We start from the raw sequence: 13,393 nt of genomic DNA on the forward strand, positions 1-13,393 counted from the left end.
AAACTAAAGCTGCTGCATGCTGTCGTATATCGGCAAAAGCAGCTTCAAATACATCCCAATAATGCACAAGCCGATCAAGATAAAGCAAACCGGCTGCACGTTGACGATTAGCTTGGACAGCTTCTGGCGCAGGCGGTTGAACAAAAGCCGGGACAAAAGCAGGCACTGCCGGCTCAGTTCCTCCCGTTCACTGCCCGCCTGCAGCAGCATCAAGAGATCCTGGCTCAAAAATGGCTCCTTCTGGATGACCTCTTCCACTTTCTTGCCCCGCAGGATCGCGTCTCTTGCCCGCCGGCCCACTTCTTCTTGCAGTGACCCCGGCGCCTGCCGGCAGGCAAAGTCACACATCTGCTGCAGGGAAAAGCCACTGGCCAAGAGCATGCCCAGGTCATAAGAGATCAAATACTGGCCATACAAGGCCACCACTGGCCCGAAAACCGGCCAGGCCAGAAGCTTTTTAAAAGACTGATAGTCCTGCTTCTTCATGTAAGCTGCCGCGATAACGACTAACATGATGACCAAAACCAGCAAAAAGACTAAAATCAGCAAGAGCAGGTCCCCCTGCTTAGCGGAACTGCTAGCAAACTCTACCGACAAAAAGTTCTGCATAAAGATTAAAATCAAGGTCATCATCCCTGCCAAAACGACCGGGTAGGCCAGTTCTCCCTCCAGCTTCTTGACCTGCTCATTCTTCATCCGCCCCAAAAGGGCCAGCTGGGCCAGGGATTCATCCAGCCGCCCTTGGCTAAGTGCCATGTCCAGCTGGGTCACCGTTGTCTTGTTAAAGCCCAGGCCCGCCAAAAGCTGACCCAGTTCTTCTCCCTGCCGCATTTTTTCATCCAGCCGGGCCAGCTGCTTTTTCCGCTTGGGCCAAAGCAGGGGCAAGAGCTGCAAGCTCTTGGTCAAGGAAAAGCCGTTTTTTAAACAGTTGGCCAAAAAGGCCAAGAGCTCCACCTGCTCACTCTGCTTCAGCTTAGCCGCCTTTATATTGCCTTGCCACATCCGCGCTTATCTCTCCTTTCTCCACCAGCCTGCTCAAATTTTCCTCCCAAGCCGCGAAATTCCCCCTGACGGATTGCCCCAGAGCCGCCAGCAAGTCCTCCCGGCTGGCCAAGTCCAGCAGGCAGGCTGGCCCCTTTTTCCCTGGCAGCAGGCGCTGGTAGGAAACCGCCGTCAAGCAGTTGACCAGCTCATTATTTTTAACTCCCAGGCTCTCCAAGCGGGAAATGGTTTGGTAGGTACTTTTGGCATGCACTGTGGCTAAAACCAGGTGGCCGCTTAATGCCGCGTCAACCGCTAAATGGGCCGTCTCTTCATCACGGATTTCACCGATGATCAAGACATCCGGCCGGTGACGGAGAGCCGCCTTTAAAAGGCTGGCATAGCTGATCCCAGCCCCGGCATTGACCTGGGCTTGAAAAAAGCTCTCCTCATACACTTCCACCGGGTCTTCAATCGTCATCACCATTTTCGTCTGGCTGAGCTTTCTGGCCAGTTCATACATAGTCGTGGTCTTGCCCGACCCCGTTGGCCCGCTGGTCACGATCATCCCCCGCCGCCAGCAAAGGTCCACCAGGTCCCTGAACTGGTCCGGGAAAAAGTACCGGCTCTCCCCCAAAGCATAGATAATCCGGATGACCAATGAGTCCTCGCCCCGGTAATCACCCACGCTGGAGAGGCGGAGCCAGTAGTCTTGCCCCGCCAAATTAACAGCCATGCTGCCGACCTGAGGGCGGCGGTGTTCAGCAATATCCATTTCGGCTTGGTACTTAAACCAGTTGATCAGTTCATTTCCCGCCTCCCGGGTCAAGTCTGGCCTTTCCTCCAAATCCCCGGCCCGCAGGCGAAGTTTATAGCCGCCCTTTTTCGGCAGGAAAAAGATGTCACTGGCCCGGATCCTAACTGCTTCTTCCAGCATTTGCCGGGCTTTGTCTGCAACTTCCACAAGGTCCTCCTTTCTTTTTCCTCCTCCACTTACTAGTACGCCAAAAGTGGCGATTTTTTTCTGAGAAGTTTGCTTTTTTCAAAAAAATCGCAAAAGAGCATAAAAAAACGCGGCTTTCCTCAGAAAGTCGCGTTTTGTATAACTTATTTACAGCTTAATTATTCTTCGTCAGCTGCAGCGGTGTAAACGTTGGAAACGTCATCGTCGTCTTCCAAAGCGTCAACCAGCTTTTCGAATTGTTCCTTCTTGTCTGCTGGAACTGGAGTGGTGTTTTGCGGCACCATAGTCAGTTCAGAAACTGCCAGCTTGTAGCCGGCCTTTTCCAAAGCATCGCGGACAGCAGTGAAGCTCTTGGCGTCAGTGTAGATTTCGTAAGCGTCGTCGCTGGTTTGCAGGTCGTCGCCGCCGGCTTCCATGACGTCCATCAGCATTTGGTCTTCATCCGCGTCAGTAGTTGACCGGTCGATTACAATGTAGCCCTTGCGGTCGAACATGTAGGCAACTGACCCAGTAGCACCAAGGCTGCCGCCGTTGCGGGTGAAGGCCACGCGTACGGATGAGGCAGTCCGGTTCTTGTTGTCGGTCAAGGCTTCAACAAGGATGGCAACACCACCCGGTGCGTAACCTTCGTAAGTTACTTCATCGTAGTGTTCGTCTGAGTTGCCTTCAGCCTTCTTGATGGCCCGTTGGATGTTGTCCTTTGGCATGTTGGCAGCCCGTGCCTTGTCCATGACCAAACGCAAGCTTGGATTACCTGAAGGGTCAGGACCACCACTCTTTGCAGCCATGTAAATTTCACGGGAGAGCTTTTGGAAAACCTTCCCTCTCTTAGCGTCTTGCGCATTCTTGCGGCCTTGAATATTGTGCCATTTTGAATGTCCTGACATTTAGGATCCTTCTTTCTGTAATTAATATAATCAACTTTTTTATAATAACTCAGGAAGGGCAGAAATTCAACGGTTTCAGCCCCTAAATGGCCGACTTTTTTCGCTCCCTGCCCTGCTTGACTTGATAAAAAATCACCGCAAAAACAATGGCCAGCAAGGCCCCGCTGGCATCCAGCATCACGTCATGCACGCTGGGGGTCCGGTCCCCGGTCAGGAACTGGTGGAACTCATCCATGGCCGCGAAGGCAAAGGCGCTGGCCCAGACAAAGAAGGGGCCGGTCCATTTGATGACAAAAACTCGCCGCAGACCCAGATAGGCAAAAAGGCCATAGAAGAAGTAGCTGGTAAAGTGGGCCAGCTTCCGGACCACGAACTGGGTGAAGCCAGCTGCCCCGTCAGTCTTGACATTGTGCCAGACTCCGCCGTAATAGATATTGAGCCGGTGAATCAAATCTTCCAGCCAGCCCAGGTAGGTATGGATAAAACCGGCCTTCATCTTCTGCTCATGGTAAGTCATCGAGCTTGAAATGAAGAGCATGACCAAGACGGCCAGGGCCAGGAGGAGGTAAATCTTTTCTCTTTTGCTAAACTTAAAATCATTCATGTCGTTTATTTTACCATTATTTTCGTCATTCTTATTGACTTTTGGCTGTTTTTCCCGTATTCTAATATGATTTGCAGGCAAGCTGCAGATCTTGAAAGGAAAAGACATGAAGAAAACACACAGACAGTTAATTATCTGGCCAATTTTACTTTTGGCCACTCTCTTTTTAGCCGGCTGCGCCAAGGATGAACAAACTTCCAAGAGCCAGATCAAGATTGTAACTTCGACCAACATTTATGCCGACATCGCACAAAATATCGTTGGCAAGTATGGTAAGGCTACCGCCTTGATCGCCAACGGCAACTCTGACCCCCATGACTATGAGCCGACGACCAATGCGGCCAAGACGGTGGCTGACGCCGACATCATCGTTGCCAACGGGATGGGCTATGACAGCTGGATGGGCAACCTGGCCGCCTCTAATGGGAAGAAAGCCGTCAAGGTCGGGGAAGACTTGATGCAGCTGGATTCTAGCGCCAACCCTCACATCTGGTACAACTTAAATATGCCGAAAAAGTACGTCGCCTACCTGGTCAAGAAGCTCAGCAAGCTTGACAAAAAGCACGCCAGCTACTACCAGGCCCAAGGCAAGAAGTATTTGCAGAAGATCGCCAAGATCGAAAAAGTTGCTGACGGAATCAAGGGCAGCAAGGCCAAGCCGGTCTTCGTCAGCGAGCCAGTTTTTGACTACGCTTTAGAGCGGACCGGCTTCAAGATCGGCAACAAGAACTTTGAAGAAGCTACTGAAAAGGAAACCGACCCGAGTGCGGCCGTGATCGCCAAGATGAATGAAGCCATCAAGAAAAAGCAGATTGCCTTCTTCGTCAACAACACCCAGGCCAGCTCCGACACGGTCAAGTCCTTCGTCAAGAAGGCCAAGAAGCAGGGCATCCCGATCGTGGAAGTCCGCGAAACCATGCCAAACAAGGTCAGCTATGCCGACTGGATGCTGGCCAACTACCAGAAGCTGGCCAAGTTCGGCGACTAGAAAGAAAAAGAGAATAAAGAGAGAACACTTAACAAGTGCAAATTAAAACGGTGGTTGAGCCAGGGCTCAGTCACCGTTTTTTATGCTTAATCTTGTAAAAATTCCTTCAAGGCCGCCAATTGCCGCTTGGCATCCCTCATGCCGACTTGGTAGACCGCCTTAAGGCGGCCAGGATCCTTTTCCATGGCGCTGACGCCGATGTCTTGGCTGGGCCGGAAGACAAAGAGGCGGCCGGCTGCTTCCTCTTTGGCGATATAAGCCAGGCAGGCATTATATTCCAAATGCCGCTGCCTTAGGCGCGCCACGACAGCCGGGTACTTTTTCAAGACCCGGTCAACGACTGGCTGCAAACGCGATGGCTCTTTTTGATAGCCAGCCGGCTGGGTCAAAATGACCACTGCCTTGTCATAGCCCTTGTCCAAAAGAAAGCGGACCGGGATGGAGTCGCTGACTCCCCCATCCCAGTAAGCGCGGCCCCCGATTTTAACCGGCCGGGCAAAAAAAGGAATCGAGGCCGAAGCCCGGATCCAGGCCACGTCCCGCCCTTTGCCGGTGGTCAATTTGTGGTAGGCCGGCTGGGCCGTCTCCACGTCCGTTGCCACGCACCAAAAATCCATAGGGTTTCTGGCAAAAGCTGCCGTGTCAAAAGGATCCAGTACCTCCGGCAGGGTATAGTAGCAAAAGTCCGCCCCGTAAAGATCCCCGGTCTTGAGCCAGGACCGCCAGCTCTTAAACTGGGGCCGGCTGCCATAGCGGAGGTTGTAGCGTAAAACTCTCCCGGGCTGCAGGGACTTGTAGTTGCAGCCAAAGGCCACTCCGGCTGAAACGCCAACCGCCCCGTCAAACTTGATCCCGTATTTCATGAGGACGTCCGTCACCCCAGCCGTATACAGGCCACGCATGGCGCCGCCCTCCATCACTAAACCTTTCTTCATGCCATCCCCCTTATGCCTACTTGCCCCAGTGCTCCTTGATAAACTGGGCCCGGCCGCCGGCTTCTTCAGCCGCGTAGCGGTCTGGATGCTTTAAATAGAACTGCTGGTGGTAGTCTTCCGCCTCATAAAAAGGCGCTGCCGGTTCGATCTTGGTCACGATCGGATCATCAAAGCGGCCGCTTTCCGCCAGTTCCTGCTTGGACTTTTCCGCTGCCGCCTTCTGCTCTGGTGAATTGTAAAAAATCACCGGCCGGTAGTTGTCCCCCCGGTCCTGGAACTGGCCACTGGCGTCGGTCGGGTCCGTCACCTGCCAGTAGTAGCCCAGCAAGTCCTCATAAGACATGAGGTCCGGGTCAAAGACGATCTTGACCGCCTCCGTGTGGCCAGTCGTATGGCTGCAAACTTGTTCATAAGTCGGATTAGGCACGTGCCCGCCCGTGTAGCCCGCCGTGACGCTCTCAATACCTGGCAAAGTATCAAAAGGAGCGACCATGCACCAAAAGCAGCCGCCCGCGAAAATCGCGCTGTCTAATTTTTTCTCCATAAAATCACCTCGTCAAATTCAACTTGCCTTTCATTGTACTCCAAAGAAAACAGATAGGAAATCTTCTGCTCAGAAAACATTCGTCCAGGAACCGCTATCATGGTTAAAAGACTGTTTTTCCCCTTATAAGTACTGTAAAATAGATTTTGCTTTAAAAAAGCTTAATAATTGCTAGATTGGAGATGGAAATGGTATCGCTAAACAAGTCCCCGGGCCAGACTTCTTGTTAGGACAGTTTGATTAACAGGAAGGATTTTTTATGGACGAATTAGATAAGAAGGGAAATTATATTTCCTGGCAGACTTTAGCCATGATGGCCTTTGTCACGGTCATCGGGCTGGAAGACATCATGTACAACTTCCAAAACCAAGGGATGGCGGTGATCACCTCCTGGGTTTTGATGATGTTCCTTTACGTGGTTCCTTACGCTTTGATCGTTGGCCACTTGGGTTCAGTTTTCAACCATGAAGGCGGCGGCCTCTCCTCTTGGGTCAGAGCCACTGACGGCGAATTTTTAGGCTACTTCACGGCCTGGACCTACTGGGCCGCTTCGATTCCTTACGTGGTCGACACGGCCAACTGCCTCTTGGTTGACGTTGGCTGGGGGCTGACCGGGACTGACGAGTTTGAGGACCCGAAATTCCTCTCAACGGCCATGTTTACGGCCATCACCTTTGTCATTTTCATCCTTTTGACCCTGCTGGAACACAAATTCTCCAAATCAATGGAAGTCTTGTCCAACATCGGGGGCTGGGCCATGTTCATCATGACCATCCTCTTCGTGCTTCTGGCCTTTGCCGGCCTGGCCAAGTCCGGCGGCAAGACCGCGACGCCATTTACCTGGAAGACCATCATCCCCAAGTTTGACCTTAAATACTTCTCAACCGTGGGGATGCTGATCTATGCCGTCAACGGGTCTGAGCTGGTCGCCCCTTACGTGACCCGGATGAAGGACCCGAAGCGGGAATTCCCTAAGGCCATGATCGCCCTGGCCCTCATGACCTGCTTTTTGACCATCTTCGGCTCAATTGCCCTGGGCATCTACATCGATGCCAACCACATGCCAAACGACTTGAAGATGAACGGTGAATACTATGTCTTCGGCGCCATGGGCAAGCAATTCGGCGTGGGCAACTTGTTTGTCTACATCTACGCCTGGGCCTCCTTCTTCTACAATGTGGCCCTCTTGTCCGTTTTGCTGGACGCCATGACCAGAATGCTGATCTCCGACACCGGTGACAAGTACATGCCGAAGTTCCTTAAGAAGACCAATAAGGACGGCCTGCCGATCAACGGCTACATTCTGACTGTCTTTTTGAGCGGCTTCATCATGGTTCTGGGGATTTTCCTGCCAGACATGAACGACATCTTCAACTGGCTTTTGAACTTGAACGGGATCATCTCTCCAGCCGTTACCTGCTGGATTTTCTACTCCTTCATGAAGGTCCGGGGCAAAAACTCCTCCAAGTACCCGTCAGTTTACCGCTACATTAAAAACGACACCTTCGCCTGGTGGGTCGGCTTTGCCCTCCTGGCCGTCACGGCTGTCGCTACGGTCTTAGGCTTCATGCCGCAAGACGTCAAGGAAGGCAGCTGGGTTTGGTGGTATGAACTTTCCATCAACATTGTAGCCTGCCTGGTCTTGATCGGCCTGGGCGGGATCTTCCCAGGCATCCGCAGAAGAGAAGAAGAATACGGCCTGGCCTTTGACAAGCAGCAGTGGACCTGGATGATTGCCCTGGTTTTGGGCTCAATCGTCTTCAATGTCTGGCTAGGCGGGACCACGATCAAACTGCGGGCCCTCTACATTGTCATTGAATCAGTCATCGCCCTCCTGGCTGTCTGGCTGATTGGCCGCCGCCTGCCAAAAGGGGCAAAAGCCAGCAAGTAAAGGCAATAACGGCTAAAAAACAACAATATGCAATATTTTTAAACCAAAAAGACCTGCACGCGCGTGCAGGTCTTTTTCTTCGGCTTATTTTAGTAAACTGGCCGGACGTAACCCGCCGTTTCCGGCTGGGAGATGCCAACGCTGGTCCGGGAGTACTGGCTTGGATCAACCATGATCTTTAAGACCAGGTCAGCCACGCTGGCTCTTGAAACAGAGGTGCCGACGAATTCGTCATAGCGGCCAGTCAAGGAGTACTTGACATCTGGCCAGTCGGTCAAGGCTGGCATTCTGATCAAGGTGTAGTCCAGGTCAGCTTCTTCCAGGCGGTGGGCAGCTTCTCTGGCTGGCAAAAAGCGGCCCGAACCCACCCATTCATCAACCCAGGTGCCGAATTCCCCAGGAATTTCATAGTAAAGGCCGGCCAGGCTTAATTCGATAACCCGGTCAAAGCCGTTTTCCTGGCTTGCCTTGACCAGGTTCTTGCTAATCACCGTGAACTTCTTGTCGTCAACCTTGCCCAAGAAGACCAGGTCAGCATCCTTGGTAACTGCCAGGATCTTGTCCAGGTCAGTTGCCGCTCCTTCAGTCAGCTTGATCCGGTCGCTCTTCAGGTCAGCCAAAAGTTCCGGTCGCTGGGTCAAAAGTTTCAGCTCCACGTCGCTGAACTGGGGGTCAGCCAGCAAGTGCTTGATGACCAGGCGGGAGATCCGACCGGTTGGGTGCAAAATAACATACTTTTTCATAAACAAATCCTTACTATTGCTAGAAACAATTAAAACTTTTCTTACAACTTACACCCTTAATTGTACTCGCTTTAAGCGTTTTCGTAAATTCCCCACCTAAAGCTGCTCTAACAGGCCCTGGCAGCCCCGGCTGATCTCTTGGAAGGCCAAGTCAAAGTCATTTGTATACCAGGGATCATCAATGTCATCGAAGCTGCCGGCAAATTGGAGCAGCTTGTACTGCTTTCTTTCCGGGTCACCACCGCAGATCTGGTTCATGGCCATGAAGTTTTCACTGTCCATGGCGATCAAGTAGTCATACTTGTCATAGTCTTCCCGGGTCAAAAGCCGGGCCCGGTGCTGGCTAAATGGCACCCCGTTTTTGGCCAGTTCCCGCTGGGCCCGGGGGTCCATTGGATTGCCAACCCCACCAATGATTTCATCGCCGGTCACGGCCGCGGAAGCAACTTCCACCTGGTCAGCCTTGCCGGCCTCAGCCAGGAGCTGCTTCATGATAAATTCGGCCATCGGCGACCGGCAGATGTTGCCATGGCATAAAAATAAAATTTTCCGCATTTTTGTCACCTTTCCCTAAAGTGTAAGAAATATTATAGCATGCAGCTTTTATAAAGAAAAAAGAGACGCCTTGGCGTCTCCTTCTAATCTTGCTTAGCAGCCGCGTAGAGCTCGGATTTCCGCTCATTTAAAGCTTGGTCCAGCTGCTTGGCCGCGTCCAGGATATGTCTTGGGTAGTCACAGACCTTGCCGGTCCAGATCAGCTTGATCCGGTCTTCTCCGGCCTGCCGGTCCTTAACTTCTTCCAGCTTGGCCTTTAGTTCTGCCTCACTGGCTCCCGGCAAGACAGCCACGAACTCTTCCCCGCTGATCCGGTAGAGCTGGGAAACAGCAAAGCTTCCCCCCAGCCAGTCTGCGGTCTGCTGCAAAAGCAGGTTCCCTTCCTGCGGGCCGTGATCAGCGTTATAGTCCCGCAAATTATAGAGGTCCAGGTAGACCAAAGCTGCCGGCTGCCGGTCACTCTTCAGCTCTTCCAGCTTGCCCTGGTAGGCACTTGCCCCGCCAAGACCAGTCAAGTGGTCGCTGGCAGCCGGATCCGGCAATTGCCGCAAACGGTTAACTACGCTCAGCTTGGCCGCCAGATAGCGGGAGTATTCGCCCAGCAGGTCCTTGGCATAAGCCAGCTGGTCAGCGTCAAAGTTTTCCACCCCCAGATAGCCTAAGAGGGTCTTGCTCGAAAAGAGCGGATATAAGAGGATGCGGACATTCTTCCGGTTCAGCTCGTAAAGTTCCCGGTCAAAGCGGAGGCTCTCCATATCACTGATGTAAAGATATGGCTGCTGGCCCCGCCGCTGTTCACAGTAAGCAATAATTTTTTCTGCTAAAGCATCGGAAACCCTGCCCATGAGACTAGTCTTCCGGGTCCATTCGTATTCAAGTTCCGCCTTTTCCTGGCCGGCAGAAAACATGTAGATTCTTTCTGGCGCAATCAAGCTGGCCACTTCAACCAAGGAGAAGTTGATTTCAGAAGCATGGTCTTCCGGCCCATTCAAAGTCCGGGCCAAGGCCGCGCTTTGGGCAGCCAGGCTGCCTGATCGTTTAAGGGCGGCCAAGCGCGGAGCATTGTCTTCTATCTTGGTAAAGGCCAGGGCCACGCAGGCCGGCTGGGCAGCCGGCAAAATCGTGAATTCACACCAGGCCGCCATATGCTTGCTGTACAGGCGGTGGCTGCTGGCCCGGCCAGTCCGGAGAACTTCCAAAGGCAGACTGGACCACTGGACCTCTTCGCCCGGCAAGGCCGCCGTCAGCTTCTTGCCCAATATTTCATTTTTCGGCAGCTGCAGGAGCTGACTGAAGACCTGGTTAACGGATACAAATTCACAGTCCGCCTGCTGGCTGGCTTTATCATAAAATGGCCGGACAACCAGATAAGGCAAAGGCAGGTCTTCATAGCTAGTTGAGCTGGTCATTTTCTCTTCAGCCTGGCTGGATAAAAGCAGGACCTTAAAGAGGGTATGGTCATGGGCGTTGACCACCATCTTAAAGCTCAGCTGGTATTCCTGGCCAGAAACGTTTAAGCTGGTCAGCTGCTCATGGGCAGACCGGGCAGCTGATCTGGCAAAGTTGAGCATCTTTGCCTGGCTGGCCTGGTCATGCCAGGAAAGCTGCTTATCATCAGCCAAAACCACCCCGATCTGGGCGGCAAAAGAACGGAAGGCACTATTGAGATAAAAGGCCTCAAAGCCTTCCTTTTCCCGGTCATAGTCAATTATGGCCAGGGGTTGGTCAACATTGACGTCAACCAGGCCGGCGGTTTCAAAGTAGGAGCTTTCATCCAGCCCCTCCCACTCAACGCCCAGTTCTTCCAAGCGGTCAACAACTTCTTGGAAGGTATTTGGCTTGCCATAGTAGTAGCCCTGGATTACTTCACAGCCTACGTCCTGCAAGAAGGCAATCTGCTCCTTGCTTTCCACCCCTTCACACAAGGTGTGGACACCCAGGCTCTTGGCCATGGAGATCAAAGGCTTGATAACCTTCTTGCTCCGGTCGTCAAACTTCCGCATGAAGATCATGTCCAGCTTGATTTCGTCAAAGCCATACTCTTTCAAGGTGTTCAAAGAGGAGGCCCCGCTGCCGAAATCATCCATCAAAACCTGGAAGCCATTGGCATGGAAGCGGTCGATGGCCTTCTTGATCTTGACCGGGTCTTCTGTCAGGATGGTTTCGGTGATTTCCACCCGCAGCATTTCCCGGGGAATATCGTATTTTTTAACCAAATCCAGGAGAACCTGGTTGGGGTCGCTGGTCACGAAGTCAGTCCGGGAAAGGTTGAAGGATATCGGTACGATCTTGCCGCCGCTGTCCAGCTGCCGGCGGATCAATTTGGCTGCTTCTTCTAAGACGTACAAGTCCAGCTTGTAGGTCAAATTACTGTCTTCCAGAACCGGCACGAAACGGCCCGGTGACATGAAGCCCCTGGTCTGGTCGTTCCAGCGGGCCAGGGCTTCCAAGCCGGACAACTTGCCGTTCATCAAGTGGACTTGCGGCTGGTAGTAGACCTGGATGTCACCGTTAGCAATCGCTTCATCAATGTGGTCAACCACAAACTTGGTGTAAGCTGATTGCTCACTAAATTCATCGGTGTAGACCCGGTAGCATTTTTCTGCCCCGTCCTTAACCTCGTCGCAAGCCGTCTTGGCATAGTCACATTCAGTTTCGATGCTCTTGCTGCCATCTGAATAGTAGATCCCGGCCTTTAAGTAGAGCTTGAAGGACAAGTCAATCTGCCCTACCTGCCGGTTGGCTTCTTCAATCCGGTCCATGACTCCGTCATCATCCTGGTCAAAGACGACAAAGTGGTCATTCCCGAACCGGGCCAGGTTGTCCGGGCCGAAAATATCCCGCAGGATTTCGGCAACCTGCTTCAGGCATTCGTCACCTTTTTCGTGGCCGTTGATCACGTTGTAAAGCTTGAACTTGGCCAAGTTGATATAGACGATAGCCGGCATGATTGACGGGTCTTCTTCCCGCTCCTTGCTGATCTTCTGAGTCAGGTAGTATTGAGTATAAAGGCCGGTCAAACGGTCGTAGTTGACCATCTTCACATATGTGTCGTCCTGGCCCTTTTGCTCCATATTGCTCAGTTCGGACAAGAAGTATTGTCTAAACATGAAAATCTGGGTGAAGAAGAAGCCATAGCGGAGGATCGCGAAATCATCAGTCCCCTGTTTCAGCACCAGGTAGCGGTAACCGTCGATGGCAATACAGATAAGGATGATGACATAAGTCACCAAGTAAGACCAATGGATCAGCAGTCTGTTCTTGTAAGCGGCCTGCTCGGATTCGCTCAATTCTTCTGCCTTTGCTTCATTTTCCGCCTTGCGGGTCTGGTAGAGATCAGCAAAAATCATGGTAATCCCGCCGACAAAAGCAGCAATAATCACATTGATTAAAAAGCGGCTGTCGCTGACAAAGTCTTTCCCCTTCTCCCAATAGCGCCAGAGGACATAGGCCAAATCCAGCATGCTTAAGGCGAAAGCTGCGTTAGTGTAAGCCAGCTTGGGATGTTCCAGCTGCGCGTTGATGGTCATAATCAGCAAAAATGGCAAGAGCATCATGACCGGGTAGGTAAACAGGCGCCAGACATGGTAGTGGCCAAAAAGCACCGTCAGCTGCATCTCTTCCTGCATCTGCAAGACGGCAAATAAAACCGAGGCCACCGAGTAGTAACCCAGGCTGCGCTTGAACGCGCTGGTTAAAGGCGCGAAGATGGAAAAAAGCAGCAGGGTCAGGCCCATAACGACAGAAACGATGCCCAGCCCTACCCGGAGGGCATTCTTTCTGACATAGTTGGCCAGAAAGGCCCCGTCATTGCCCAGGCTGCAGGCGGTAAGCTTGCCAGCCGGCTGGTAAAAGCCCTGCAAGGTTAAGCGGACCGTTTTGCCGGCCGCTTCTGCCGGCAGCTCAATGCTGTTGGTAAAACTCTCATAGTGCTCAGTCAGGCTCAGCCAGTCAGCCGCGATTTCCGGATGGCTGTGGTAGATTTTCTTTTTCCCGATATAAGCGTCAATCTGCTTGATATATCTGGAGAAAAAGATGAGCTTATCCTGCCTGTTCAATTTCTCAGGCAGGCGGTAGTAGATCGTCAGCGTTCCCTGTTTATCCGGCTTCAGCTCTGTTAAATCAACTGCCTTGCCCTTCTTGTCAGTCCAGTTTGTTTTCGCGCTGGTCAAAGGGGCAGTCGCGTAAATCCCGCCAAAGATGCCCTGGTTCCGGCCCCAGAAGCTGACACTGCCTAAAGCAAGCATAATTAAGGCCATGATCAGCGAATAAAACATGGCACGGTTATTTTTCTTCATCAC

Annotated in this window: 11 protein-coding genes; 2 read left to right on the forward strand and 9 right to left on the reverse strand. The window is 52.4% G+C overall.

Features of this window, described 5'->3' with window-relative positions:
• Nucleotides 1–3: 3 nt before the first annotated feature.
• The 4 genes from ACLUXO_RS00575 to ACLUXO_RS00590 form a co-directional block, all read right to left on the reverse strand.
• On the reverse strand, nucleotides 4–1,002 hold the full coding sequence (locus tag ACLUXO_RS00575) for a type II secretion system F family protein (RefSeq protein ID WP_412135894.1): 999 nt from the start codon (nucleotides 1,000–1,002) through the stop codon (nucleotides 4–6).
• Nucleotides 974–1,945, reverse strand: coding sequence for a competence type IV pilus ATPase ComGA (gene comGA / locus ACLUXO_RS00580; protein WP_412135895.1), 972 nt, complete (start codon nucleotides 1,943–1,945; stop codon nucleotides 974–976). Before comGA ends, ACLUXO_RS00575 begins: the two co-directional genes overlap by 29 nt.
• 158 nt (nucleotides 1,946–2,103) lie before the next feature.
• The gene (locus ACLUXO_RS00585; protein WP_412135896.1) at nucleotides 2,104–2,832 is read right to left on the reverse strand and encodes a YebC/PmpR family DNA-binding transcriptional regulator; all 729 of its coding nucleotides are present in this window, start codon (nucleotides 2,830–2,832) and stop codon (nucleotides 2,104–2,106) included.
• 82 nt (nucleotides 2,833–2,914) lie between these two features.
• Nucleotides 2,915–3,436 carry a VanZ family protein gene (locus ACLUXO_RS00590; protein WP_412135897.1) on the reverse strand — a complete coding sequence of 174 codons (522 nt, stop codon included), beginning with the start codon at nucleotides 3,434–3,436 and terminating at the stop codon, nucleotides 2,915–2,917.
• A 106-nt stretch (nucleotides 3,437–3,542) separates the two neighbouring features.
• On the opposite strand from ACLUXO_RS00590, the gene ACLUXO_RS00595 reads away from it, so the two are divergent.
• The gene (locus tag ACLUXO_RS00595) at nucleotides 3,543–4,424 is read left to right on the forward strand and encodes a metal ABC transporter solute-binding protein, Zn/Mn family (protein WP_412135898.1); all 882 of its coding nucleotides are present in this window, start codon (nucleotides 3,543–3,545) and stop codon (nucleotides 4,422–4,424) included.
• Nucleotides 4,425–4,510: 86 nt separating this feature from the next.
• Here the strand turns inward: ACLUXO_RS00595 and ACLUXO_RS00600 are convergent, their stop codons facing one another.
• Both ACLUXO_RS00600 and msrA read right to left on the reverse strand, forming a co-directional pair.
• Nucleotides 4,511–5,359: a patatin-like phospholipase family protein gene (locus ACLUXO_RS00600; RefSeq protein ID WP_412135899.1), complete on the reverse strand. Its 849-nt coding sequence runs from the start codon at nucleotides 5,357–5,359 to the stop codon at nucleotides 4,511–4,513.
• 16 nt (nucleotides 5,360–5,375) lie between these two features.
• Entirely contained in the window at nucleotides 5,376–5,903 is a 528-nt protein-coding gene (gene msrA / locus ACLUXO_RS00605; RefSeq protein ID WP_236161122.1) for a peptide-methionine (S)-S-oxide reductase MsrA, read from the reverse strand.
• 259 nt (nucleotides 5,904–6,162) lie between these two features.
• Here msrA and ACLUXO_RS00610 point away from each other — a divergent pair, with 259 nt between their 5' ends.
• Nucleotides 6,163–7,794: an APC family permease gene (locus ACLUXO_RS00610; RefSeq protein WP_412135900.1), complete on the forward strand. Its 1,632-nt coding sequence runs from the start codon at nucleotides 6,163–6,165 to the stop codon at nucleotides 7,792–7,794.
• An 89-nt stretch (nucleotides 7,795–7,883) separates the two neighbouring features.
• Here the strand turns inward: ACLUXO_RS00610 and ACLUXO_RS00615 are convergent, their stop codons facing one another.
• From ACLUXO_RS00615 to ACLUXO_RS00625, 3 genes are all read right to left on the reverse strand, one after another.
• Entirely contained in the window at nucleotides 7,884–8,537 is a 654-nt protein-coding gene (locus tag ACLUXO_RS00615; RefSeq protein WP_412135901.1) for an NAD(P)H-binding protein, read from the reverse strand.
• A gap of 96 nt (nucleotides 8,538–8,633) precedes the next feature.
• Nucleotides 8,634–9,092 carry a low molecular weight protein-tyrosine-phosphatase gene (locus tag ACLUXO_RS00620; protein ID WP_412135902.1) on the reverse strand — a complete coding sequence of 153 codons (459 nt, stop codon included), beginning with the start codon at nucleotides 9,090–9,092 and terminating at the stop codon, nucleotides 8,634–8,636.
• A gap of 83 nt (nucleotides 9,093–9,175) precedes the next feature.
• A complete protein-coding gene (locus ACLUXO_RS00625) occupies nucleotides 9,176–13,390 on the reverse strand; it encodes an EAL domain-containing protein (protein ID WP_412135903.1) in 4,215 nt (1,404 codons plus the stop codon).
• Nucleotides 13,391–13,393: the final 3 nt, after the last annotated feature.

Origin of the sequence: Lactobacillus delbrueckii subsp. bulgaricus (assembly GCF_046938665.1) — a bacterium.
Classification (GTDB): domain Bacteria; phylum Bacillota; class Bacilli; order Lactobacillales; family Lactobacillaceae; genus Lactobacillus; species Lactobacillus delbrueckii_C.